The organism is Cryobacterium sp. M96, from assembly GCF_002929845.1.
Taxonomy (GTDB): Bacteria; Actinomycetota; Actinomycetes; order Actinomycetales; family Microbacteriaceae; genus Cryobacterium; species Cryobacterium sandaracinum.
Window position 1 is genome coordinate 1 of the sequence record NZ_PJJS01000023.1, and the last position, 25,058, is coordinate 25,058.

A 25,058-nucleotide genomic window follows, 5' to 3' on the forward strand; every position below is an offset into this window, starting at 1 on the left:
AGCGCGCGAGCAGCGCGGCAGCAGCGCGGCAGCAGCGCGGCAGCAGCGCGCGAGCAGCGCGGCAGCAGCGCGCGAGCAGCGCGGCAGCAGCGCGCGAGCAGCGCGGCAGCAGCGCTCAGCGACGGATGTCCGCAGCCGGCAGGTCAGCGGCGCACGATCGAGCGCAGCAGCCGCACAACCACGGACAGGGACGCCATGTCGTCCTGACCGAGGGCGTTGACCTCCTCGAACACGCTGCGAGCCCGTCCTAACTGTTCCGCGTTGAGCGCCTCCCAGGCGAGCAGTCGGGCGTCGGCGTGACCGGCATGTGTTTCCTTCAGCACCGCCCGCGTCATATCGGCGACCGTCGAGTACAGGTCGTCGCGGAGGGCGGCGCGGGCCAGGGCCTGCCAGCGGTCCTTGCGCGGCAGCACGGTGATGCGCTCCAGCAGGTTGTCCACCCCGAACCGGTCGTAGACCGTGTAGTAGACGCCGGCGACGTCGGCCAGAGGCTCATCGACCTGCGCGGAGATCTGCGCCACATCCAGCAGGGCGAAGGCCTCGAAGAGTTCGGCCCACCGGCGACCGAGGTTCTCCGGAACGCCCCACTCCTGGGCGGTCTCCAGCAGGGACTGCACGCGTTTGAGGTCGCCGCCCTTGAGGTAATCCTCCAGGTGGGCGCGCATCAGGTCCATCTGCGGTTTGTACTGGGCCACCACCTCGCCCACCAGTCGCGACGCCCCCTGGTTGACCTGCCAGCGCACGGCCCGGTCGAGCAGGCGACGGATGTCCAGGTGGATCGACGTCCAGTGCTTGGTCGGGAACGACGACGGCAGGGCGTTGACCTCGGCCACGAGCACGTCGATTTCGAAGATCTCCCGCAGCGCGACGAAGGCTTTCGCGACCGTGGCCTGGTTCGCCGAGGTCTCCTCCATAGCCCGGAACGCGAAGGTCACGCCGCCGAGGTTGATCATGTCGTTCGCGACGACGGTGGCGATGATCTCGCGGCGCAGCGGATGCGTGTCGATCTCGGCGTCGAAGCGCTCGGACAGCTGCACCGGAAAGTACCGGCGCAGGGTTCGGCCGAACCAGGGGTCGTCGGGCAGGTCACTGTCCCGCAGCGTGGTCGCCAGATCGATCTTGGCGTAGGCCGCCAGCACGGACAGCTCGGGTGAGGTCAGGCCCTGGCCCGTTTCAAGGCGCTCCCGCAGCGTCGCCGTGGTGGGCAGCGCCTCCAACTCGCGCTTGAGGTCGCCCGAGGCCTCCTGCCAGTCCATCAGCCGTTCGTAGCTGGGGCTCCAGGTGGTCACCTTCGCCCGGTCGTTGAGCAGCAGGATGTTCTGGTCGACATTGTCTTCCAGCACCAGCCGCGCCACCTCGTCGGACATGGAAGCGAGGAACTCCGACCGCTCCGACTCGGCCAACTTGCCGGCGGCCACCATCCGGTCGACGAAGATCTTGATGTTGACCTCGTGGTCGGAGCAGTCCACCCCGGCGGAATTGTCGATCGCGTCGGTGTTCAGGATCACGCCGGTGAGGGCCGCCTCGATGCGCCCGAGCTGGGTCATCCCGAGGTTGCCGCCCTCGCCGACGACCTTGACCCGCAGATCCCGGCCGTCGACCCGGATGGCGTCGTTCGCTTTGTCGCCGACCTGCGCGGCCGTCTCGCTGCTGGCCTTCACATAGGTGCCGATGCCGCCGTTATAGAGCAGGTCGGCCGGGGCGGCCAGGATGGCGCGGAGCAGTTCCGGCGGGCTCAGCCGCACCGTCCCGTCCGGCAGCCCGAGTGCGGTGCGCACCTCGGCGGAGATCGGCACCACCTTGGCCTGGCGCGGGAAGACCCCGCCGCCGGCACTGATCAGGCTGGTGTCGTAGTCCGCCCACGACGACCGTGGCAGGGCGAAGAGGCGCGCTCGTTCCTGGAAGGAGCGCGCGGCATCCGGATTCGGGTCCAGGAAAATGTGCCGGTGGTCGAAGGCCGCCAGCAGACGGATGTGCTCCGAGAGCAGCATGCCGTTGCCGAAGACGTCGCCGGACATGTCGCCCACGCCGACGACCGTGAAGTCCTCGGCCTGCGTATCGACGCCCAGTTCGCTGAAGTGGCGCTTGACCGACTCCCATGCGCCGCGGGCGGTGATGCCCATTGCCTTGTGGTCGTAGCCGATCGAGCCGCCGGAGGCGAAAGCGTCGCCCATCCAGAAACCGTATTCGGCGGCGACGCCGTTGGCGATGTCGGAGAAGGTGGCCGTGCCCTTGTCGGCCGCGACGACCAGGTAGGAATCGTCGTCGTCGTGGCGCACCACCCGGGCGGGCGGCACGAGCCGCTCCCCCTCCGCCGTGGTCACCAGGTTGTCGGTGAGGTCGAGCAGCCCCCGGATGAAGGTCTTGTAGCTCCCGATGCCCTCGGCCATCCAGGCCGCGCGGTCCAGCGCCGGATCGGGCAGCTGCTTGGCGAAGAACCCGCCCTTGGCGCCGGTCGGCACGATCACCGCGTTCTTGACCGTCTGCGCCTTGACCAGGCCGAGCACCTCCGTGCGGAAGTCCTCCCGCCGGTCCGACCAGCGCAGCCCGCCGCGGGCCACCTTGCCGAAGCGGAGGTGTACGCCCTCCACCCGCGGGGAGTACACCCAGATCTCGTACTTCGGCCGCGGGAACGGCAACAGATCGATCGTGGTCGGGTCGAGCTTGATGCTCAGGTAGGGCTTGTCCTGGAAGAAGTTCGTGCGCAGCGACGACTCGATCAGGTTGATCAGGGTGCGCAGCACCCGGTCGGCGTCGAGCGTGGTGACCGCTTCCATGGCCGCCGTCAGCTCATCCTTGACCTGCAGGCTGCGACGGATGCGTTCCGGCTCGGCCAATTCCGGATCGAACCGGGCCTCGAAGAGCGCCACCAGCCCTCGGGTGACGGCCGGATTTGCCAGCAGGGTATCGGCGATGAAGCCGTAGGAGTTGGTGTTTCCGGCCTGGCGCAGGTACTTGGCGTAGCTGCGCAGGATGACGACCCGGTGCCAGGGCATGCCCTCCCGCAGCACCAGTCGGTCGAGGCCGTCCGATTCGATGGCCCCGCTGACGGCGGCGCCGAAGGAGTCGGCCAGGAGTGCGCCGGTCGCGACCGGGTCCACACCCTCGGGGTAGCTCAAGCCCAGGTCGTAGAGGTAGAACGCGCGGCCGTCGGCTGTCTCGATCTCGAAGGGCACCTCGTCGAGCACCTCGATGCCGAGGTTCTGCAGGAACGGCAGGATCTGGCTCAGGCTCTTGGGCTCCATCATGTAGAGCTTGATCCGGGCATCCTCCGCCGTGACGCCGCGTCCTGCGGTGCTTCCGTCGTCGGCGTCGATGACCGTGTCACCGGCGCCCGTGCCGGTCGGAAGATACACGTTCAGCGCCGGCCGGATCGGCCCGGTCCCGGCGGCCTCCGCCGCGGCGGCGGCCGCGGCGCCGGCCTCGAATCGCCCGATGTCCTGCACGGCCTCCTCGAGCTCGTAATCCACCCGGTAGCTGGCGGGGAACGCCTCCGACCAGAGTTCGGAGAGGCGCTCCGCCTCGTCCAGCGGGTGGCTCTCGCGCAGTTTCTCGCCGATCCCCTCGGGCCAGGACCGCACCGCCATCACCAGCCGGTGCTCCAGCGCGACGGCGTCGACGACGCCGACCGTGTCGTTCTTCTGCAACCGGATGCGGAAGAACAGCCGGGCCAGCGCGGACTCGGTCATCCGGGCCTCGAAGTCGACGGACTCGGCGTGGAAGGTGTCCCGCAGCTCCTTCTCGATCCGCAGCCGCACGGCCGTGGTGTACCGGTCGCGGGGGAAGTAGACCAGCGCGGTCATGAACCGGCCGTAGACATCCGGGCGGAGGAAAAGCCGGGTGCGCCGCCGCTCCTGCAGACGCTGGATGGCCAGCGTGGTGGTGAACAGGGTGGGCACGTCGATCTGGAACAGCTCGTCGCGGGGGTAGGTTTCCAGGATGCCGAGCAGCTCCTTGCCGCTGTGTGACCCTGGCGGGAACCCGGCCTGGTCCATCACGGCGTCGACCTTTTCGCGCAGGATCGGCACGTCCCGCACCGAGCTCGTATACGCCGTGGCGGCGAACAGGCCGATGAAGCGCTGCTCCCCCCGCACGTTGCCGTCCGCATCGAAACTCTTGATCCCGATGTAATCGAAGTACGCCGGGCGATGCACGCTGGAACGCGAGTTCGCCTTGGTGATCACCAGGGCGCTGCGCTCGCGCGCCTTGAGCCGGCCGGCATCCGTCAGGTGCTGAATCTGGTGCCCGTCTTCGGTGGAGCGCAGCAGCCCCAGGCCGCTGCGGTCACGGATGCTCAGCACGTCCTCTCCGTCGACGGTCTCCAGGTCGTACTCCCGGTAGCCGAGGAAGGTGAAGTTGTCGCGGTCGAGCCAGCGCAGCAAGTCCTGCGCCTGCTTGATCTCCTGGATGCCCTCGGCGTGGGCGACGTCGCCGAGCGCGTCGGCGATCTCCACGGCCTTCGTTCGCATGGCCTGCCAGTCCTCGTTGGCGGCGCGAACGTCGCCGAGGACCGTGGCCAGCCCGGCGACCAGAGCAGCCCGCGCCTCGTCGTTGGCGGTTTCGATCTCGATCGCGATCCACGACTCGACCTGGGTGACGGTCTCGTCGACGTCACCGGGCCGGGCGCCGTCGCCGCCGTGCACGCGGGTGACGCCGAGGAGCTCGTTGGTGTTCCGGTCGCGGGTCACGACGAGGAGCGGGTGCACTTCGAGGTGGATGGCCGAGTGCTGGCGCACCAGCTCGGCGGTCACCGAGTCAACCAGGAAAGGCATGTCGTCGGTGACGATGTAGACGATGCTGCGGCCGGCTTCGTTCCGGATCTCGATGTTCGGGGTGCTGGGGGTGCGGCTCTGGGCGACCTGCCAATGGTGGACGGCCCGCTCGCGGAGGGTTCCCCCATCGGAGTTCTGCCGGTCTTCCCCGGCCAGGTGCTCGTAGTAGTCGCCCAGGAAAGCGTCGAGTGTGCTGCCTGCCGGTGATTTCCCGGTGCGGGTGGACTCAGACGTCATTGAAATAAGCCTCCATCAGAAAATCTCCGCGTCATTGCGGATCACGTGCGTACGACCCAAGGCATGCAACAGCCACGCCCCTGTCTACCATCGTAGATTCCGTGGCCGGGTTCCACAGACCGAACCACCGCACAGTCGTGGATCCGTCGCAAAGTGCACGCGCGTAGGCTGACCCGATGCGCGCGATCATCGTAGACACCCCCGGCGGCCCCGATGCCCTCACCCTCACAACGGTGAGCGACCTGCCCGTCGGGGCCTGCGACATCCGGATTCGGGTCGCCGCGGCCGGCGTGAACCGGGCGGATGTCGCGCAGCGGCTGGGCAGCTACCCGTCGCCGGCCGGGGCGCCGCAGTGGCCCGGGCTGGAGGTGTCCGGAGTCGTCAGTGAAGTCGGCGCCGAGGCAAAACGGTTCGCGGTCGGCGACCGGGTGTGTGCCCTGCTGGCCGGCGGCGGCTACGCCACCGAGGCCGTGGTGCACGAAGACCTGGCCCTGTCCGTGCCCGAATCCGTGGACCTCGTCGAGGCGGCGGGCCTGCCGGAGGCGCTGGCCACCGTGTGGTCGAACGTGTTCCTGAGTGCGGGGCTGGCCGCCGGGGAGACGCTGCTCGTGCACGGCGGCGCCAGCGGCATCGGCACCACCGCGATCCAGCTGGGCGTGCTCGCCGGCGCGCGGGTGGCCGCGACGGCCGGCTCAGCCGAGAAGCTGGCGGTGTGTCGCAGCCTGGGCGCGGAGATCCTGATCAACTATCGCGAGCAGGATTTCCCCACCGAAATCCAGGCCGCCACAGAGGGGCGCGGCGCCGACGTGATCCTCGACATCATCGGTGGCTCCTACGCGGCCCGCAACGTGGCGGCACTGGCGGTCGACGGCCGCATCATGGTGATCGCCAACCAGAGCGGCGAGAACGCCGACTTCGATCCGTTCCATCTGATGCAGAAGCGCGGCCGGTACTGGGGTACCACCCTCCGCTCCCGCCCGTTCGAGGAGAAGGCGGCAATCATGCGGGCCCTCAGGACGGATGTCTGGCCCTGGCTTGAATCCGGCCGCTTCCGCCCGGTGATCGACAGCATTTTCCCGTTCGAGAAGGCCGCCGAGGCACACCGGCGGCTGGAGGCATCCGTTCACGTGGGCAAGATTCTGCTGGTCGTTGATTGAGCCCGTCGGGACTCGGGACTCGGGACTGAAACATGCGCTGGAAAAACAATCTGAAGGGAGAATGAGTTTTGAACAGCATCAGTCTGTTCGTGCCGATCCTGCCCGGCAAGCTCGACGCCTGGAAGCAGTTCACCAGGGAGTCGAACGCGCGCATGCGCGAGCACACGGAGTCGCGCCGGCGGGCCGGCATCACCTGAGAAACTGGCACACCGAGAGCCAGTGGGGGGCCACGGCTAGTTCCGACACCGAGTGAGGATGCCGCCGTGGGTCCAGAGCTGCTCCACGTTGGTCGGCTTCCACTCTGTCGGCGACCTCCGGCGACACGAGGTCGGCCAGCCATCCGTCCCGAACGAATTCGACGGAGATTCTGCCGAAATCTGCCCTAAACCCACTCTGGAAGGCGATTTCACCCAAAATCTCCGTCGAATTGGTTCGACGCCGAACCCGGCGCTCGCCCGTGCTGAACAGCGTCCGCGCGGTGCAGTCAGCTCTGCCAATCCGGGAGCGATGCAACCAACCGATTCGGACTCACTAGTTCTGGGCAGGCGGGGCGCGGTGAGCGCCCCGCGGGCCTGCTACCGTAAACGCTGTCGAATCCCCACCCGATTGGAACCACCCGCATGAAGAACTGGTCCTTCACCACCTGCGCCGTCGCCGGGTTCAGTATCAGTGCCTTCGGGGTGGCCCTGATCATTCTCAACGCCGTGACGGCCAACGCGTTCCTCACCGTCCTGCTCTGGATGGCGGGCGTGGCCCTCCTGATCGGCGGATCCCTGTCGGTGCGTGCCCACCTGCTCTGGTCGCGCGGCGACACCCAGTAGACGGGGCCCCGCCCTCGACGCTCAGTAGTCGAGGCCCCGCCCCTTAGATCGCGAATTCGCCGCCCGGAGCGCGCTCCGTCTCGGCGAGGCTGGCCGGCGCATTCGTGGCGTTCACCGACTCGTCGCTGTAGGTGGAAGTGACCAGGATGGGCAGGTGGTCGGAGGTGCCGAGGGGCAGCGTCTCGACACTGTCGATGGTCAGCCCGATGGAGGTTGCCAGGTCGAAATGCCCGCGGAAGAACTTGTAGCGCGTGTACGTTCGGGTGTCGCTCAGGGTGAGGTCGTAGCCGGACTGGGTGATGTGGTCGCCGAGGCGCCCCTTGAAAATCGGGTAGTTGTAGTCGCCCACCATCAGGGTCGGCAGGCCCGGCCCGAGCACGTGCAGTTCTTCGTGCGCGGTGCGGATCTGGTTGCGCCGCAGAGAGTTCAGCGCGGTGAGCGGCGCGGCGTGGAACGAAGCGACGACGATTTCGCGGTGGGCGGCGAGGTCGGTCAATCGGGTGCCGATCAGGCGCTCATGCGCGGGGGTCAGCACGCGGTCGTGCAGTGACTTCTTGAGCGCGAAGGTCTGGGTGCGCTCGTTGGTGAACCGGTCCATGCGATAGTAGATCGCCAGGCCGAGTCGGTTGCGCACAGTGGAGTCGGCGAGGTGTAGGAGACCGATCTCCTCGGGGAGCTCGAGGGTGTCGCATTCCTGCAGACACAGGACGTCGGGATCGTAGTTCTCGGCCAGGGCGATGAGCTCACCACTGGCACGATTCTTGCGGAGGTTATAGCTGATGACTTTCACGACTGACCTTTTTCGACTCGACTCGACTCGCTGAACACCCACCTAGCCTACGTTTGCGACGCAGAAATGCTATATCGGCTGGGTGAATTCTCGGCGGCCCCCATGCGAGACTCGGGGCATGATGCAGGATGCGACGGCCACAGTGACGGCCACAGTGACGGCAACGGTGACGGCCACGGTGGAGTCGGTCAGCCGAGACGAACGGCACGCGTTCAGCAAGCCGACGGTCCCGGACATCCGTTTGATCGCGGGATTCGGGGTGGAGGGCGACGCTCACGCCGGAGCCACGACGCAGCACCGCTACCTGATCGTGAAGGATCCGACCAGGGCGAACCTCACCCAGGTGCACTTCATGCCCGCCGAGCTCTTCGACGAGCTGCGGGGGGCCGGCTTCGAGGTCTCCCCCGGCGAGCTGGGCGAGAATATCACGACCCGCGGGCTGGATCTGTCCGGCCTTCCGCGGGGTGCCCGGCTGCGGCTCGGCACCGACGCGGTCGTGGAGATCACCGGGCTGCGCAACCCGTGCTCACTGATCAACGGGTACCAGAAGGGGCTGATGAAGACGCTGATCGACACGGATGATGCCGGTCAGGTGATCCGCAAGGCGGGGATCATGGGAATCGTCGTCACCGGGGGAAGCGTCGCTCCCGGGGACCCGATTCAAGTGCGGCTGCCGGCCGGGGAACACCTGCCGCTCGGCGTGGTCTGACGCTTGGGTAACGGCAGTCGGCGACCCTGCTAGTCTCGGCCTCACCTGACCTGTGGAGGAGCCCCGATGGCACGCAAGAACTACACCCCCGATCAGAAAATTTCCCGCCTCCGCGTCTACAACATCGTGGCCGGCTCACTGCACCTCGTGCAGGTCCTGGGCTTCGCATACGTGCTCACCCTGCTCAGCACCCAGGTCACCTTTGCCGTCACCGCCGACTATCTGTCGGCTCCTCCCGGCGTGCCGCTGCCGCCCGAGCGGGTGACCCTGTTCGACGTCAACGTGGGCATCGGCGTCGTCTCCTTCCTGGCGCTCTCGGCCTTCTTCCATTTCCTGATCTCGTCGCCGAAATTCTTCCCCCGCTACGCGGCGGGGCTCAAAGCCAACCGAAACTACTTCCGCTGGGTCGAATATTCCCTGAGCTCCTCGATCATGATCTGGCTGATCGCCCAGATCACCGGCATCACCGACATCGCGGCCCTGTTCTCGATCTTCGCCGCCAACGCCGCCATGATCATGTTCGGGGCACTGCAGGAGAAGTACGAGACACCCGGCAACGGCACGTTCCTGCCCTTCATCTTCGGGTCGATGGTGGGCGTGGTGCCGTGGGTCGTCATCCTGATCTACTTCATCGCCCCCGGCTCGAACACCGAGGCCGCACCGCCGGCCTTCGTCTACGGCATCATCATTTCCCTCTTCTTGTTCTTCAACACGTTCGCCGTCAACCAGGTGCTGCAGTACCGTCAGGTCGGCGGCTGGCGCGACTACCTCCGCGGCGAGCGCGCCTACATCACGCTGAGCCTGGTCGCCAAGACCGCGCTGGCCTGGCAGGTGTTCTCTGGCGCGATCATCCCGGCACTCACCTAGAGCAATCCTTTAGCCGACCAGCTCGGGCCTAAACTGGTTCCGGGCACGGCAGGAGCACCACCCCCGTGCTTCGAAGCTGGTCCGCAGCGCCACCTCGTAATCGTCCCGGGCGAAACCAGGGACAGCTGTCGTCTCACCGACGTTCCGGGTCAACAACGACCCCGCATGGCGACGGCTACAGCGTCGACGGACGAGTGCCCGCAGAGCGTGCACTCGGGGAGTGGGCACCCCCAGCGCGGCCGCCCGCGTCGGAGCCATCGAGGAACTCGAGGATGTCCGGCAGGAGGCGTGGGTCTGAGATCGCGGCCATGTGCCCCTTGCCGGGGTAGAGGATGAGGCGGGCGTTGGGGATGCGCGCCACCGTCTCGCGGAACAGCTCGGGCGTGTAGAAACCGTCCCGGTCACCACCGATCAGCAGGGTGGGCGCTTCGATCTCGCCGAGCCGGTCACGCAGGTTGAAGGCGTCTTCGGCGCGAATGGTGGTGATCAGGTCGGGGCTGGCCTTGCCGAACGTGCGGGGTCCGAGCATCCAGCCCATGCCGGCTGCCAGCCGACTCGGGGGCTTGTCGCCGAGGACACTGAACATCTCCCGGCTGGCCTGCCGCGGGCGCCCGGCAAGAACCTCTTCAGCGACCCGACGCTGCACCTTCTTGCCGTTTGGCCCCAGGGTGTAGGCCGCGCAGACCACGACGAGACGCTGCACCACATCGGGATGGTCGGCGGCGAGTTGCAGGGCGATGCTCCCGCCGGTCGACGTGCCGATCACGTCGATGGGCCCCGGAAACTCCAGGCGCAGAGCGTCGGCGTAGTCCCGGGCGATGTCGGCCATGCTGGCGTTCGGGTCGAGGCCCGGGCGCGGGGTCAGCCTGAGCACGCGATGCCGGGCCGCCACCGGAGCCAGCATCCGGGTCACAAGCATGCGCTCGACGCCGACCGTCGGTTCAAAGTTCTGGGTGAGGCCCGGGATGGCCACCAGCGGTGAGCCCGTGCCGAACCTCAAATAGGGCATCCCTCCGAGGAGGGTGCCCGTTCGCCGAGCCATGGTGCGCGCATCGGTGACATTCTGTGTTTGTGTCGCGGGGGGCATTGAATTGACCCTTTCGTTTCATCGACGGTTCCGGATGCCGTCAGCCGGCTCCGCGGAGAGCGGTGCGGCAGAGAGTGGTGCGGCAGAGAGCGGTGCGGCAGCGATCGGCCCGGCAGCAACCGGCTCTGGCATGGCCGGCTGGGCAGAACCGTTGGTGACACTACCCGCGCCGCGGGACCCCCGAAAGCGTCCCGGCAGATTCGGCCGGGGTTCAGGAGAGTCTTCCCACCCTGAAGCGAACGAGAGGAACGTGATTTTCGAGCGAAGTGGTGCCAGCATAAGGAGTGGGTCTGCACCTGGGAAGGGGCGCCCGACTGCGGGGTCGCGTGACAAATGGGCAGCGGCATCCGTCTAGATGAGTGAGAACCCATTGACGGAAGGCACCAGCTTCCACCATCGAACGGACCCCACATGACGAGCAACGATCTGCACCACGACGACCTGACCGATGACGTGAGCGCACCCCGGCTCGCCGCGGTCGTCTACAACCCCATAAAGGTTGACGTCGACGAGCTCCGGGACGCCGTCGAGGCCCAGCAATCGGCCGCCGGCTGGCCGGAGACGCTGTGGTTCGAGACGTCAGCTGAGGACCCGGGGCAGGGACCGGCCCGGAAGGCGATCGAAGCCGGGGCCACCATGATCATCGTGGCCGGCGGCGACGGCACCGTGCGCGCCGTCGCGGAAGCCGTCCACGGCACGGAGTGCGCACTGGCGCTGCTGCCGTCGGGCACCGGCAACCTGCTCGCCCGCAACCTGCAGCTGCCCCTCGCCGACACCGGGCTGGCCCTGCAAGCCGCGTTCGCCGGCCAGGACAAGGTGATCGACGTGTGCCTGATCGACATCGAGCGGGCCGACCGGTCGGTCGACCGGCACGCCTACCTGGTGATGGCCGGGCTCGGCCTCGATGCCAAGATGCTCGCGAACACCGACGACGACCTCAAGGCGAAGGCCGGCTGGCTGGCCTACGTGAAAGCCATGATCGCCGTCGGCAAGGACGACAGCGATCTCCGGTTCCGGTACCGGCTCAACGCGAAGCCCGAGCAGGCGATGCGCGCGCACACCATCATGGTCGGCAACTGCGGGTCGCTTCCGGCCAGCATCGAGTTGATTCCCGACGCCGCCCTCGACGACGGACTCTTCGACGTGGTCGTACTGAAGCCGGAGGGCTTCGGCGGCTGGCTGCAAATTCTGTCTAAGGTGCTGTGGGAGAACGGCGTGCTCAGCCGAACGGTATTGGGCCGCAAACTGCGCACCAATGATGTCGACGCGCTCAACTACGCCACCGGCACGAAGCTCGTGCTGCGGCTCAACCGTCCGGAAGAGATCGAACTCGACGGCGACGGGTTCGGCACCGCCGTGGCCTTCAAGACCTGGGTGGATGCCGGTAGCCTCACCCTGCGCGTGCCGAGCGACGCCGCGTAAGCGGCGCGGGGCATCCGTCGCCCTTTCCCGTTCCACTCTGCTCGACGGGCGGGAGGTGCGCCGCTCTGCGGATGGCATGCCACCTGCGAAGCGGCGCGGCACCCGCGCCGGCACGACGGACCACGGATGCGTTGACGGCTGCACACCCGGCAGTCGTCAACGGCCGCCGCCACCGCCTCCGCCACCGCCACCGCCGGAGAACCCGCCGCNCCGCCGCCGGAGCCGCCGGAGAAACTTCCTCCGCCGCCGGAGTATCCGCCGCCGCTGCTGGAGCTGACGGGAACCGTGGCAGAGGTGAGGACCGAAGCGACCCAACCGTTCATGGCGACGCCGAAGCCGCTCGCGGTGAAGCCTCCCTGCGACACGATCCAGCCCGGCGCCGGCGCCCCGTGCTCGTAGAGCACGACGAGCTCCATCGCCCAGTCCCGTTCGACGCCCCAGAGCACCGCGAAGGGGAGCAGCTCCTCATAGAGCTTGACCAGTTCGACGGTGTCGGGTGTTTCGGCGGCATCCGTCACCGGGCTCGGCAGCGCCCCCGAAGCGACACCCGGCATGGCAGGCATCGTGGCCCGCAGCGCGCCGTCCGGGCTCTGCAGCATGCGGAAACGCTCCTCTTCGGCGAGCTCTAGATAGACCTTCAGTCCCTTGAGGTAGTCGCGTTGATCGGCCCCGGAATCGGTGAGCTGCACCGTGCCCTGGGCGAGGTAGAGGGCCAGGTAGAGGAACAGCGCTGCGATGACGGCGACCGTCATCACCTCGCCGAACTTCGGGGAGCCGTCGATCAGCGCCACCGCACCGAGGACGGCCAGGGCCGGCAGCAGCACGACGGCCATTCCGATGGCGATCCACCTGCCGCCGCGGCCGGTCACCTTGGCCCGCCAGCCGCGCTCGATGACCGACGCTGTCGCGGCGGGGAGGAACGCGCTCAGTTTGGCGGCGAGTGTGCTGTCGGCGACCCCCAGTTCCCGCGTCGCTCCGATCGTCAGGCGGGGGAACAGCGTCTCCAGCAGCTTTCGCTCCTGAGCGTCCACGCCTTCCACGGTCAGCAGCTGCAGCGTGTAGTCGCCGCCGCCGGCGCTGACCGGATAGTCGAGGATGCGCACCGTGCCGCGCACCGCCAGGCTCACAATCTGCGCGGCGATAGCCGTCTTCGACCGATTCGCAAGGTCCCCCGCCTCCAGCAGGTTGTAACCCTTCGGCACGCTGTACTGGGCGATGATGGTGCCTCGGCCGCGGGCGTCGCGCTGGCCGAGTCGGCGACGGATGAAGGCGAGCACGACCCCGAGAAAGCCGACAGCCGCCACCAGGAACAGCAGCCCGGTCGCCGGTTCTCCCCCGCCGTTGTCCGAATCGCTCGCACTGTAGCTGGCCGAGGCCGGCACCGACACGAAGGTGCCGGGTGCAAAGCCGATGGCCACGGTCAGGTTCTGCCGCGGACCGAGACCCTGCACGGACGAGGTGAACAGCTGGCCCGTGGATCCGGGCACTGCGGCATCCGTGGTCTGGCTGATCTCGCACCGGGCGCCGTCGTCCTGGGCCCCGGAATAGCAGGCGGTGTCGCCGGTGAGGAACTCGGCGACGCTCGGGTCGACGTGCACGCGCGCGGTGACGGAGCCGAACGACTGGTCGAACCCGGTGCCGTTGGTGTCCCAGTAGAGCTCGTCGTCGTCGGTGTCGGCGAACGCGCGCACCACGTTCTGCTGCGTGTAGGCGATCGTGTAGGTCTGCTGGCCGCGCACGAACTCATCGGTGCCGAGCGGCACCTCGGTGACGGAGCCCTGGTCATAGGTCTCGAAGTAGACGGGGGCTCCGGTGGCGTCGGTGACCGATTCGACGGTGGTGTTCAGCGGCACCCCGTTGTAGTCGTTGGGGAGGAGGCGCACCATGCCTCGGTTCTGGTCGAAGTTCGGGAACTGCGCCACGAACGTCTCGACCGTGCGCAGGGTGGAGTGCCCGGCGTCGTCACGGGAGAGGTAGTAGTCGGCCTCGAAGGAGGTGAATGTGAAGTCACCGGTGTCTGCCGACGCGGCCAGGGGCGTCCCGACGGCCGGCATCCCGAGCGCGAGCGCCGCCGAAACCGCGAGCGCGGCGATGACCTGCACGAATCGACGTAACGGATGTCTGGCCGGTGCGATCCCGTGCATATTGTCGCTCCCTGTTTCTGCCGGAGCCGGGAGCCTCGATGCGGCGTCGACCGCGCCGAGCCGTGCTGTCCCCGCAACATCCGACCTTCGAAGGCTAGTGCAGCACGGGTCCCTTCGGTGCATGCGAACCGACCGCTGAGAGCCCGGCAACGAGAAAACCGGTCGGCCCCTCCACGAGGGGACGACCGGCCTTGGTGCTGCGGGTAGTCAGGGCTTCAGTACCAGTTGTTGGCCTGCGAGTGAGACCAGGCGGCGCACGGGGTGCCGTAGGAGGAGGCCTTGATGTAGCCGAGGCCCCATGCGATCTGCGTGGTCGCGTTGGTGGCCCAGTCGCTGCCGGCCGTCGCCATCTTGTTGCCGGGCAACGCCTGCGGGACGCCGGTGGCACCGCCGTTGGAGTTCACGGCGTCGTACTTCCACTCCGATTCCTTCTGCCACAGCTGGTTCAGGCAGGAGAACTGGTCGGCGCCCCAGCCGTACTGGGACGCGGCCATGGCCTGAGCCGTGGCGCGCGCGCCGGCAGGAGTGTTGCCGGAGGCCAGCGACTGGGCACGGGTGGCTTCAGCGGCGGCGGCCTGAGAAGCGGCCTCAGCGGCGGCGGCGGCCTCAGCGGCGGCCTCAGCGGCGGCGGCCTCGGCGGCGACCCGATCGGCTTCAATCGACGCCGCGGTGACGGCGGCAGTCTCGGCCTTGGTCTGGGCGGTCAGCGAGGTGATCTCGTCGAGAGGGAGGATCTCGTAGCTGGCGAGCGAGCTGGCGACCGCGGCGAGGCTGGAGGCATCCACCTTGTCCTGGGTGGCGGCGATGACCTGATTGGCCTCGTTCAGGGTGATGGATGCCGAGTTGTCGACGTGCGCCTTGGCGACCGCGCGGTAGGCGCCGAGCTGTTCACGGTGCAGGCCGGTGCTGTCGGCGAGTTCGGTTGTGGCCGAGACGCGGTCCTGGGTGGCGGAGGCGGACTGACCGGCGAAGCCGGCGCCGACTGCGAGGCCGGTGACGGCGAGCACACTGGTGGCGATGAGCACGATGCGGTGCGGGCGGTTGATCTTGGTGGGGCCGGTGGTGCTGTTGCTGCTGGGAATGCTGTTGCTTCGCTTATTTTGGGCAGCGAATCGGATGCGGATTTCTTCGGGTGTTTCGGGCATGTATGTGCGCTTGACTTCCGTGTTACGCAAGCTCGCACGCGTGCGCGCGCCAGCTCACTGAGCATCGGGCCTGCGCTTTCGGGGGACGGCGCAGACGAAACTTATATTCTGTCTCATGTTTCTGAACAAACGCTCAGTATTCTGTGAAAGTCATGGGTAGCCGGGCCGGGACACCGGGTTCGGCAGGCCCCGCGCGGCGGCCCTGGTCTCGCTGCGCGCGTGCTGCGCCGCTGCGCCGATGGCGTGCCACGCGCGGAACGGCGCAGCTATCGCGCCCGCGCGGCGCAGCTGCCGCGCGGCGAATGAAGAACGCCGCGGGGATCGCGAACAGCGAGATCACGGCGCCGCACAGGAACGCGGCTGGAGCCCGCGATCAGCAGACGAATGGGCCCGGAGCGGTCGGCAGCCAGCCCGCAACCGAGCCGATGCCACCGGATTCCGCATTCAGGTTGCTGAGGCCGTAGACGAGCTTGCCGAAGCCGGGCGCCGAGAGGATGACCAAGACCACGTCGATCGGCGTCTTGCGCGGAGTGGTGACGTTCTTCAGCCCCAAGCCGCCCACGACGAGCACACTGAGGGTGATCAGGAGCACGAGGTCGAACAATTAGCGCCAGCCGAGCACGCTGAGAATGGCGCCCGAACTGCTGGAGCCGATACAAGGGCGACCGAGAAGACGATGGTCAACAGCAGCGCGAATATGGTCGTCGTGCCGGTGGCCCGTACGACCCAGGCGGCCAGCAGCGTCGGCGGCAGCGTGGCGGTCTCGTTCGCGGCGAGGGATTCAAACCGCGCCGCTCCGGGCGGATCTGCGAGATTCAGCCCGTCGCTCCCCGTGTGTTACGCCAAATGGCGAGTGCTGTGGCGCCGTCAACGACCGCGCCGCAGGATGGGTGGCATGCCCAGACAAATTCGCTTCAACGCTTTTGACATGAACTGCGTCGCGCACCAGTCCTCAGGAATGTGGCGGCATCCGCTTGACCAGTCCTGGCGATACAAGGACCTCTCCTATTGGACCGACCTGGCCAGGCTGCTCGAGCGAGGCACTTTCGATGGCATTTTCATCGCCGATGTGCTCGGAACGTACGACGTCTATGGCGGTTCGAACGAAGCAGCGATCCGGCACGGGGCCCAGGTTCCCGTGAACGACCCGATTCTGCTCGTCTCCGCCATGGCGGCGGTGACCGAGAACCTCGGGTTCGGCGTGACCGCGGGTACAGCGTACGAGCATCCGTACCCGTTCGCACGACGGATGTCGACGCTCGACCATTTGACGAAGGGTCGCGTCGGCTGGAACGTCGTCACCGGTTATCTGCCGAGCGCCGCCCGCAACATGGGGCATGAAGACCAGTTGGAGCATGACGACCGCTACGACGTCGCCGACGAATATCTCGAGGTGCTGTACAAGTTGTGGGAGGGCTCGTGGGAAGACGATGCCGTCATCCGCGACCGGGAGACCGGGGTGTTCACCGATCCGAGCAAGGTGCATGAGATCGGGCATTACGGCAAGAACTTCACCGTGCCGGGGATCCACCTGTCCGAGCCGTCGTTGCAGCGCACGCCGGTGATCTATCAGGCCGGGGCATCGCCGCGCGGTATCGCCTTCGCCGCCGGCAACGCCGAGGCGATCTTCGTGGCCGCTTCGACCAAGTCCGGCCTCACCGCGACTGTGAGCAAGATCCGGGATGCGCTCGAGCAGGCCGGTCGAGACCGGTACTCCGCGAAGATCTACACGCTGCTGACAATCATCACCGACGAGACCAGCGAGAAGGCGCACGCAAAACATCAGGACTACCTCTCCTACGCGAGCGAAGAAGGCGCCCTGGTGTTCATGTCGGGCTGGATGGGCATCGATCTCTCCCGGTATGACCTCGACGAGCCGATCGGCAACGTGAAGAGCAACGCGATCCAGTCGGCGGTGGCAAATTTTCAGGCCGCGAATGATGACGGCTCCGAGTGGACCGTGCGTGACATCGCGAAGCTCGGCGCAATCGGCGGCCTGGGGCCGTTCATCGTCGGCTCACCGGAAGAGGTTGCCGATCACCTGCAGGAGTGGGTCGCCGATACCGATGTTGACGGGTTCAACCTCGCCTACGCGATCACACCCGGAACGTTCGAAGACGTGGTCGAGTTCGTGATTCCCGAGCTGCGTCGTCGCGGGGCCTACCCGGAGGAGTACGTCGAGGGCACTCTACGCAACAAGTTGCACGGGCGCGGCGACCGTCTGCCCGAGGAGCACCACGGAGCCGATTATCGGCTCGGGGTGAACCAATCCGTTAGGTGACGAGCGGCGACCGCCGCTCGCCCTATGCAATCCCCGACTGCACCAGCAGCCGGGGGAAATCCGTGCGGCGGCGCCCGGCCAGTTTGAGCACCTGCTCACGCTCGCGCCGCAGCACGACCGACGGCCGCGCGGTGGCGGGGCCAGAATGCGGGCAAGGGTCTCGGGCCACGGCACTCGGTGTGCGCGGGTACTGCGCCTATGTCCGCACCCGCCGCAACCGGATCGGACCCTTCGCCGTCGACGGATCGACCACGGCCCCGCCCTGCATGATCTGCAGGTCACCGCGGGCGACCATGCGGCGTGCGGCGCGTCGGGCCGGCTCCATCAGGTCGTTCCAGCCGTCACCGCCGACCACTTTCGCCGCCTCGGACGGGCAGATCGTGGCATTCGTCGCCCGCGCACTGAGCAGTGTCGCGATAGCCTCTTCCAGCTTGAGGTCGGTCGCCGTGACCCCATGTGCGCGGCAAGCGGTCGAGCAGTACTTCACCGACTCCCAGTTGTCGGCCCACTTCATGCGCCACTCGATGCGCCGCCCACACGAGGCGCACGTCTTGTCCGCCCGGTCACGGGCGGGGTCAGAATCGGCGGGCTTTCGTTGACGGTGGGCCATACCTTCTATCCTGCGGGATGGCGCGGGTCGCCGAGAGCCGCCGAGAGTTGCCGTTTGCGCCGAGCGTCGCCGTTCCAGCGGCGATTCTCGGCAGAATCGGCGACTCTCGGGGCTGCAGGGCGGCGGGCAGGGCGCCGGGCAGACCGCCGGGCGGGGCGCACCCGACCCATCGGCGCCGCGGGCGTGACGAATTCGGCCCGCATCCGTCTTATCAGTGACGGATGTCTCAGCCCCCGTGAGCGCCCAGGCCACCCGACACTGCCGGAGGCTAGGATTTTTGCACCTGAACCCGAAGGAAACCCTGTGACGAGCACCGACCGAGCGCGTGTCGAACGACGGCGCGCAGCCGCTGTTCCTGCCCGTAGCCGCAGCATCGAGGTTGATGGGCATCAATTCACCGTGCACTCCCTGAAGAGCACCTCGCCTTCGCCGGACGCGCCGACCTACCTGCTGGTCCACGGCATCGGGGCGTCGCACCGCTACTACCGCCGGGTGCAGAGGAGCCTGGCCGCCATCGGGCATACCCATTCGCTCGATCTGCCCGGATTCGGCGGCACCCGCCGGCCCGTTCGGCCGCTCGCTGTCGAAGAATACGGCGCCCTGCTCGGCCGGCTACTTGATCGACTCGAGGTGCCGCGGGCGGTCCTGGTCGGCCATTCGATGGGCGCCCAATTCGTCACCGAGGTGGCCCGGCAACGCCCCGATGCCGTCTCCCACCTGGTTCTGATCGGCCCTGTCACCGATCCCCGCCGGTCGACAGCCGTGCGACAGGCGCTGGGCCTGACACGGGATGTGGCCAAGGAGTCGCCGTCGGGCAATCTGATCGTGTTCCGTGACTACCTCGAGTGCGGCCCGCGCTGGTTCTCCACCGAGCTCGTCCCCATGCTCGGCTACCGCACCGACCTGGCCCTTGGCGAGGTGCACTCCCCCATCCTCGTGATCCGAGGCACCAACGACCCCGTCTCGGGCAGCACCTGGTGTGCATCGCTGGCCGCCGCCGCGCCGGACGGGCATGTGTTCGAGGTCGCGGGGCACCGCCACCTGGTGCACCACAGTGCCGCCGTGCAAACCGCCGCCATCATCGAGGGGCACGCCCTGCGGCTTCCGGCGGTCGCGCACCCGGCACAATGATTCGCCGTCTCCTGAACCCCCGTCTGCTGAGTCGCCATCTGCGCGAGGCCTGGTGGTGGCTGCTCGACTATGTCTATGCGGCGACCGGCCAGACCCGTGCGTTCCTCTCCCGCGCCCGGCCCACGGACTTTTGCTCCGGTACCAAAGCCCCGATCGTGATCATCCCCGGGGTGTATGAATCCTGGCAGTTCATGCGACCGTTGATTGAGATACTGCACGGCCACGGGCATCCGGTGCACGTGGTGGCGAAGCTCGGCCGCAACCGGCGTTCTCTGGCGGATGCCGCCGCGACCGTGGCCGCCTACCTCGAGCGGGAGAACCTGAACGGCGTCGTCATCGTGGCGCACAGCAAGGGCGGCCTGATCGGCAAACTGCTCATGACGACGGATGACCCGGGCCGCCGGGTGAGCGGAATGACCGCGATCAGTGCTCCCTTCGGCGGTTCCCGCTATGCGCGCTACTGGGTCGTGCCGAGCATCCGTGCCTTCGCTCCCGCCAACGTGGCCCTGCACGACCTCGGCCTGGACCACCGGGTCAACGACCGCATCACGTCTATCTACGGGGTGTTCGACCCGCATGTCCCCGAGGGCAGTGAACTCGTCGGCGCCCGCAACATCCAGCTCAGGGTCGGCGGGCACTTCCGCATCCTCGGTGACCCGGCGGCCGTGCGTGCCGTGCTCGACGCGGTGACGGATGCCGCGGAGTCGGCGGTCTGACTCCGGGTCGCAGATCGACCTTCGGTCACGCGGGGAAGGTGCTTGCCCTGCTGCACGCGGAGCCTGACCGCTCGGGCTGATGTTCAGGCGCAGGGAGGACTCCGCCCCGACTACTTCGCCGCGACAGTGCGGGCGCGGCGCGTATGGCGCTTCGTCGACGAGCCTCCTCGCCCGTAGACCAGGTACATGGTGAACCCCATGATGACCATGAGCAACACGGTGTAGACGAACGTGATCGACATGGAGTCGAGGTTGTTCTCCCCCTCCGTGCTGGCCTTGATCGCAACACCGAGGGGTTGGTAGAGCGGGTGATACAGGAACACCGCGGCGTCATAGTCGTCGAGCAGGCTGTTGAAGTTGAGTGCCGTGATCGCAGCCGCGGTAGGGAGAACCAGCGGAACCAGAACCGTGCGAAGGGTGAACATCGACCCGGCACCGAGGATGCGGGCGGCATCCTCGAGCGACTCCGGCACCGATGCGAAAGCCGCCTTGAGCAATCGCAGGGTGAACGGGATCTTCACGATCACGTAGGCGATCAACAGGAGACTCGTCGTTCCTGTGAGCACCTGGCCGCCGACCATCGGGTTTGGGCGGTCGAACGTCATGACGAGGGCGAGGGCGATGAGAATCGTCGGCAGGATCCAGGGGATGTGCAGCAGGTACTCCAGCGTGGCGGTCAACGGGTTGCGGTGTTTCTGCAGCAACCGTGAGACGAACAGCATCCCGCCGACCACGATCACCGACGCCAGCGCGCTGTAGACGACGCTGACCACGAAGGGTCGGAGCACTGCGGGTGTGCCGAAGACCGTGGCGTAGTTGTCGAGCGTGAACGAATCCCAGCTGATGCTTCCCGTGACGATGGCACTCGAGTGCACGAAGGAAAACAGCACGATCAGCAGCACCGGCGTCGCGTAGACGACGAAGAGAGCGTAGGCGGCAACGTGCACGGCAGCGTTCGCCACTGGGTTCGGGATTCTCTGCTTCTGCAGCGGGGTCGCCACCTTCGCCACCGAGAAGTACACCCCCGACTTTTCGACCCGGTTCATCATTGCCAGCAGCACGATGGTCGCCAGGCCGAGGATCACGGCGAGCAGCGCGGCGAGGTCACGCGACCCGGTGCTCTTGGAGAAGGTGAGGATCATCGGGGCGATCGTTTGGAAATCGGTGCCGCCCAACACGAGCGGCGCTGTCAGTGCGCCGAGACCGGTCAGGAACGTGAGAACTGTCACGGCGAAGATCATCGGGCGCAGGGCGGGCAACACGATTCGCCAGAGGATGCCCATGGTCGACGCGCCCATATTGCGCGCCGCCTCGATGGTCTGGTAGTCGATCTTCGCCAGCGACGATCCCAGGAAAAGCATATGGTTCGTCGTCGTGGCCAGCGTCATCACGACGACGACCGCGAAGTAGCCGGAGAACCAGTTCGGGTCGATCTCCGGAAACCAGTTGCGCACGGCGTTGGTGACGAATCCGTAGCGGCCGTAGATGAAGTTGTAGCCGGCGGCGAGCACGATGCCCCCGTAGATGAGGGTGGTGGCGTAGCCGAGCCACAGCATCCGTGCGCCCCGGATCTTGAAATAGTCGGTGACGAGAACGATGAAGATGCCGACGACATTCACCGTGACGGCCAGCGTGGCGGCCAGCGCGAAGCTGTGCCAGAGGCTGTTCATCGCGCGTTCGGAGCTGACCAGTTTCTCGACGGCCCGAAAGCTGAACTGGCCCTCCGGAAAGAAGGTTCTGATGAGCAGGTTGGCGTTCGGGAAGACCAAAAACGTCGCCACGAACCACAGCGTCACCAGGGTGATGATGACGACGAACGGAGATCGGAACATTGAAGCCCACGACGAAGTGCGCACGGATGCCTCCCTCTAGTACTGCAGGATCGACGACGGGTCGATATACAGCTGCGCCGCAGAACCCGGTTCGAGCGCAGAGCCGCCGCCCTCGGGCACCAGGGCACGAATGCTGCTGCCATGACTGTCGATTGTGTAGGTGCTGTGCGAGCCGTGGTAGGAACGGCCGGCGACGACGCCGTCGAGCCGGATCGCATCCGTGTTGCCCGGGGGCGCCTGCAACGACACCTTCTCCAGGCGCAGGTACGACGTTTTAGCTGGTGCAAGACCGGTGCCGCCGCGCTGGCGCAGCTGGTGCACGACGTCGCCCGAGAGCTTGTTCATCGCACCGACGAAGGTGCACACGAACTCGGTGCCGGAGCGGTTGTAGATCTCCTCCGGGGTGCCTACCTGCTCGACCACGCCGTGGTTGAACACGGCGATCCGGTCGCTCATGGTGAGTGCTTCTTCCTGGTCGTGCGTGACGTACACCGTGGTGATGCCGAGTTCCCGCTGCAGGTTTTTCAGCTGTTCGCGCAGCTGCACGCGCAGCTTGGCGTCGAGATTGGAGAGGGGCTCGTCGAGCAGCAGGATGCGCGGCTTGAGCACGAGAGCCCGGGCGATGGCGACCCGCTGCTGCTGGCCACCGGAGAGTTCGGACACGTTCTTCGCGAGCTGCTCCTCGGTGAGCTCGACCTGCGCGGCGATCTCGTCGACGAGCAGCGCCGTTTCGGCCCTCCTGGTCTTTCGCACCCGCAGGCCGAACGCGATGTTCTCCCACACGCTCATGCTGGGGAACAGCGCGTAGTTCTGGAAGACCATGCCCACGCTGCGTTTTTCGCTCGGCAGCCGGGTGGCCACCTTCCCGTCGATGTAGATCTCACCCTGGGACGGTTCGATGAACCCCGCGAGCGTGCGCAGGGCCGTCGTCTTGCCGCACCCGGAGGGCCCGAGCAGGGTGAAGAACTCACCCTGTTCGATCTCGAGGGTCAGGTCGGGGATGGCGATCTTCTCGCCGAAGCTCACTTCGACGTTCTCGAATCTGATCATGACTGTCGTGCCCGGGCCGAGACTTAGGGCAGGTACTCGAGCTCGGTCTTCTCGACCCACTCGGAAATACGTTCGCGGGTCAGCGACCAGTCGATGTCCTGCTTGGGGAGGGACTCGATCAGTTCGACGACCTCGGGAAGCGCCTCTGCGCGAGCCTTCTCATTCACCGGGTAGGACGCGAATTCGGCGGCGAACTCACCCTGCACCTCGGCGCCGCCGAACCAGTCGATGAACTTCTCGGCCTGCTCCTGGCGCGGCGTGCCGTTGATGACCGCGATCTGTTCGGTGACGTAGGGGACACCGTCTTCCGGGCTGATCACGCCGGTCTTGGTGGCGTATTCGGCGTCGCGGCTGGTGATTCCGCTGCTCGGGAGCACGCCGTAGTCGACCTCGTCGCGGGTCAGGCGCGCATACAGGTCGGTGCCCTCGACGGCTGGCGAACCGTGCTCGTAGTAGTCCTGCACCTGCTTCCAGCCGGCATCCGAGATGCCCAGGTCACCCTCCTCGTCGGCATAGGGCGCGAGCAAGCCGGCGAGCACCAATTGCGGGGTGGCCTGGCCGAGGCTGGTGTTCACTTCGTATCGGCCGTCGTATTCGGCGTCGTCCCACAGGTCGCTGACCTGTTTCGGGGCGTCTGCGCTCTTCACGGTGTTGGTGTCGTAGACGGTGACGATGGCCTGTTCGACCAGGGGCCAGAACGCCCCGTCCTTGGCGTCGCCGGCTTTCTTGTCGACATCCCCGGACCACTCCGGCGTGTAGGCGGCAACGGCATCCTCTGCCTTCAGCGTTTCGAAGAACATATTGTTCAGGCCGAAGACAACATCGCCCACCGGGTTATTCTTCTCGGCGACGATGCGGTTGGCGAGGTCGGCCCCGCCCAGCCCCACGATCTCGATCTTCATCCCGGCCTCGGCCGCCTTCGCCGTCACCCATTCCCCACGCCCATCCGAATTGGAGTTCGTGTAGACGATGAGGGTTCCGGAGGATTCCCCCGACGACGACGCCTCGCCTGCCGTGCTGCTGCATGACGTCAACGCAACGGTGCTGAGAAGCACGGTCGCAAGGGTGGCCGCGGTGAGGGTGCGCTTGTGCAAGAGTCAGTCCTTTTCTGGGCCGCGAGAGGGCAGATGGCCACTCACCGGCCGAATCAAGTTTTAGCAACGGTTCGTTCACACTAAGGCGCAGCAAATCCAGCTCCAGGCCATCTGAACGAAAGTTCGTCTGGCGTTAACTGGCTGTACTGACGCCGTTGGAAGCGATGCCGCAGTTGATGTCTTGCGCACGCAGCTGATGCAGAAATACCCGGGTTTTACTCGGCGCTCGCTCCCCCAAGAGCGCACACGATGGGCGCAGGTCGGCGGTTGGCCATTCAATGGGCTGAAGCTCCGGCGACACTGGGGGTGAGCGTTGGCGCGATGGAGCGTTCGGCGGGCGCGGGCCGTCACTCCCTGCTCAGAGCGCACGGTTCACGGTGCACATTGCTCACGCCGCCGGAGCGAACCCCACCGACACGTCGATCAACACCTTCCCGACAACGCCGCTCTCGACCAGGGCATGGGCATCCGCCGTGTGCGCGAGGTCGGTGCGGTGCAGCGGCAGCCCCGCCTCCTCCCCCACAGCCAGGGCGCCATCGACGAGGGCCGCGTTGATGGCCTCGGCCGCCGCCCGGATCACGTCGGCGCCCACCGTGTAGAGCAGCACGAACTGGTAACGCACGCTGAGGCTGAAATGCTGGCGCACGTCGAGCGTCACCTGGTCGCCGCCGTTGTTGGCGTAGACGGCGATCGACCCGCGATTGCGGATGACGGCCAGGTCGAGCCGCGCATTCTGGGCCGGTGCGACCTCCACGATCAGGTCCACCCCGTCCGGCGCGATCGCCCGGATCCGGGCTACGACGTCCGGGTCGGTGTAGGTGAGCACGTGCTGCGCGCCGGCGGCCGTGGCGAGCGCCGCCTTCGCCGGACCGCTCACGGTCGTGATGACGGATGCCCCCGCCCACCGCGCCAGCTGGATCGCCGCGTGCCCGACCGCACCTGCTCCGCCGGCCACGAGCACCACCTTGCCGGTCAGGGCGCCCGGGTGCAGCCGCCACGGGCCGTCTTCGGCCACCGTCAGCGCGCGGTACGCCGTGATCGCCGGCACTCCGAGGCTCGCGCCCTGGTCAAAACTCGCATTCGCGGGCAGCAAGAAGACGCGCTCCGCGGGCAGCATGGCGTACTCCTGAGCCGAGCCGCTGTTCGCGCGCTGATACGCGGCGAGCGCCAGCCACACCCGGTCGCCCACGCCG

At 67.1% G+C, this 25,058-nt stretch carries 19 protein-coding genes and 1 pseudogene; 9 read left to right on the plus strand and 11 right to left on the minus strand.

Translation table 11 applies throughout. From position 1 onward, the window contains the following. Window positions 1-143: 143 nt before the first annotated feature. Window positions 144-5,009, minus strand: coding sequence for an NAD-glutamate dehydrogenase (locus CXY79_RS00880; RefSeq protein WP_104099284.1), 4,866 nt, complete (start codon window positions 5,007-5,009; stop codon window positions 144-146). A 176-nt stretch (window positions 5,010-5,185) separates the two neighbouring features. On the opposite strand from CXY79_RS00880, the gene CXY79_RS00885 reads away from it, so the two are divergent. From CXY79_RS00885 to CXY79_RS00890, 3 genes are all read left to right on the plus strand, one after another. Then, window positions 5,186-6,166: an NAD(P)H-quinone oxidoreductase gene (locus CXY79_RS00885; protein ID WP_104099285.1), complete on the plus strand. Its 981-nt coding sequence runs from the start codon at window positions 5,186-5,188 to the stop codon at window positions 6,164-6,166. Window positions 6,167-6,234: 68 nt separating this feature from the next. Beyond that, complete coding sequence (locus CXY79_RS16675; protein ID WP_255409004.1) at window positions 6,235-6,363, plus strand: hypothetical protein; 129 nt, start codon at window positions 6,235-6,237, stop codon at window positions 6,361-6,363. Window positions 6,364-6,786: 423 nt separating this feature from the next. Continuing rightward, complete coding sequence (locus CXY79_RS00890; protein WP_104099286.1) at window positions 6,787-6,987, plus strand: hypothetical protein; 201 nt, start codon at window positions 6,787-6,789, stop codon at window positions 6,985-6,987. A gap of 43 nt (window positions 6,988-7,030) precedes the next feature. Here the strand turns inward: CXY79_RS00890 and CXY79_RS00895 are convergent, their stop codons facing one another. Continuing rightward, window positions 7,031-7,777, minus strand: coding sequence for an endonuclease/exonuclease/phosphatase family protein (locus CXY79_RS00895; RefSeq protein ID WP_104099287.1), 747 nt, complete (start codon window positions 7,775-7,777; stop codon window positions 7,031-7,033). 118 nt (window positions 7,778-7,895) lie between these two features. Here CXY79_RS00895 and CXY79_RS00900 point away from each other — a divergent pair, with 118 nt between their 5' ends. Both CXY79_RS00900 and heR read left to right on the plus strand, forming a co-directional pair. Then, the gene (locus CXY79_RS00900) at window positions 7,896-8,486 is read left to right on the plus strand and encodes an MOSC domain-containing protein (RefSeq protein WP_233191111.1); all 591 of its coding nucleotides are present in this window, start codon (window positions 7,896-7,898) and stop codon (window positions 8,484-8,486) included. A gap of 66 nt (window positions 8,487-8,552) precedes the next feature. Further along, on the plus strand, window positions 8,553-9,353 hold the full coding sequence (gene heR / locus CXY79_RS00905; protein WP_104099288.1) for a heliorhodopsin HeR: 801 nt from the start codon (window positions 8,553-8,555) through the stop codon (window positions 9,351-9,353). A 175-nt stretch (window positions 9,354-9,528) separates the two neighbouring features. On the opposite strand, the gene CXY79_RS00910 is transcribed toward heR, so the two are convergent. After that, a complete protein-coding gene (locus CXY79_RS00910; RefSeq protein WP_158250191.1) occupies window positions 9,529-10,395 on the minus strand; it encodes an alpha/beta fold hydrolase in 867 nt (288 codons plus the stop codon). 456 nt (window positions 10,396-10,851) lie between these two features. Here CXY79_RS00910 and CXY79_RS00915 point away from each other — a divergent pair, with 456 nt between their 5' ends. Then, window positions 10,852-11,862, plus strand: a complete 1,011-nt coding sequence (locus tag CXY79_RS00915) for a diacylglycerol kinase family protein (protein ID WP_104099290.1) — start codon at window positions 10,852-10,854, stop codon at window positions 11,860-11,862. 599 nt (window positions 11,863-12,461) lie between these two features. On the opposite strand, the pseudogene CXY79_RS16285 reads toward CXY79_RS00915, so the two are convergent. The 3 genes and pseudogenes from CXY79_RS16285 to CXY79_RS00935 all read right to left on the minus strand — a co-directional run. Further along, window positions 12,462-14,129, minus strand: a pseudogene (locus CXY79_RS16285) (DUF2207 domain-containing protein); the annotation flags it as partial. A gap of 92 nt (window positions 14,130-14,221) precedes the next feature. Continuing rightward, entirely contained in the window at window positions 14,222-15,151 is a 930-nt protein-coding gene (locus CXY79_RS16105) for a hypothetical protein (protein ID WP_199186703.1), read from the minus strand. Between the two features lie 373 nt (window positions 15,152-15,524). Next, window positions 15,525-15,755 (minus strand): hypothetical protein, encoded by a 231-nt coding sequence (locus tag CXY79_RS00935; RefSeq protein WP_104099291.1) that lies wholly within the window; start codon window positions 15,753-15,755, stop codon window positions 15,525-15,527. 291 nt (window positions 15,756-16,046) lie between these two features. Between CXY79_RS00935 and CXY79_RS00940 the strand changes: the two genes are divergently transcribed. Continuing rightward, on the plus strand, window positions 16,047-17,432 hold the full coding sequence (locus CXY79_RS00940; protein WP_104099292.1) for an LLM class flavin-dependent oxidoreductase: 1,386 nt from the start codon (window positions 16,047-16,049) through the stop codon (window positions 17,430-17,432). 196 nt (window positions 17,433-17,628) lie between these two features. Here CXY79_RS00940 and CXY79_RS00945 read toward each other — a convergent pair whose 3' ends face one another. After that, window positions 17,629-18,042 (minus strand): DUF2256 and DUF3253 domain-containing protein, encoded by a 414-nt coding sequence (locus tag CXY79_RS00945; protein WP_104099293.1) that lies wholly within the window; start codon window positions 18,040-18,042, stop codon window positions 17,629-17,631. 303 nt (window positions 18,043-18,345) lie between these two features. Here CXY79_RS00945 and CXY79_RS15830 point away from each other — a divergent pair, with 303 nt between their 5' ends. Further along, window positions 18,346-19,173, plus strand: coding sequence for an alpha/beta fold hydrolase (locus CXY79_RS15830; RefSeq protein WP_158250193.1), 828 nt, complete (start codon window positions 18,346-18,348; stop codon window positions 19,171-19,173). After that, window positions 19,170-19,889: a triacylglycerol lipase gene (locus CXY79_RS00955; RefSeq protein WP_199186704.1), complete on the plus strand. Its 720-nt coding sequence runs from the start codon at window positions 19,170-19,172 to the stop codon at window positions 19,887-19,889. Before CXY79_RS15830 ends, CXY79_RS00955 begins: the two co-directional genes overlap by 4 nt. A 110-nt stretch (window positions 19,890-19,999) precedes the next feature. On the opposite strand, the gene CXY79_RS00960 is transcribed toward CXY79_RS00955, so the two are convergent. The 4 genes from CXY79_RS00960 to CXY79_RS00975 all read right to left on the minus strand — a co-directional run. Further along, window positions 20,000-21,745 (minus strand): iron ABC transporter permease, encoded by a 1,746-nt coding sequence (locus CXY79_RS00960; RefSeq protein ID WP_104099294.1) that lies wholly within the window; start codon window positions 21,743-21,745, stop codon window positions 20,000-20,002. A 12-nt stretch (window positions 21,746-21,757) separates the two neighbouring features. Continuing rightward, window positions 21,758-22,771 carry an ABC transporter ATP-binding protein gene (locus CXY79_RS00965; RefSeq protein ID WP_104099295.1) on the minus strand — a complete coding sequence of 338 codons (1,014 nt, stop codon included), beginning with the start codon at window positions 22,769-22,771 and terminating at the stop codon, window positions 21,758-21,760. Window positions 22,772-22,794: 23 nt separating this feature from the next. Further along, window positions 22,795-23,865 carry an extracellular solute-binding protein gene (locus tag CXY79_RS00970; RefSeq protein ID WP_104099296.1) on the minus strand — a complete coding sequence of 357 codons (1,071 nt, stop codon included), beginning with the start codon at window positions 23,863-23,865 and terminating at the stop codon, window positions 22,795-22,797. Window positions 23,866-24,253: 388 nt separating this feature from the next. Then, a partial coding sequence (locus CXY79_RS00975) for a zinc-binding dehydrogenase (protein ID WP_104099300.1) occupies window positions 24,254-25,058 on the minus strand: 805 nt, incomplete at its 5' end.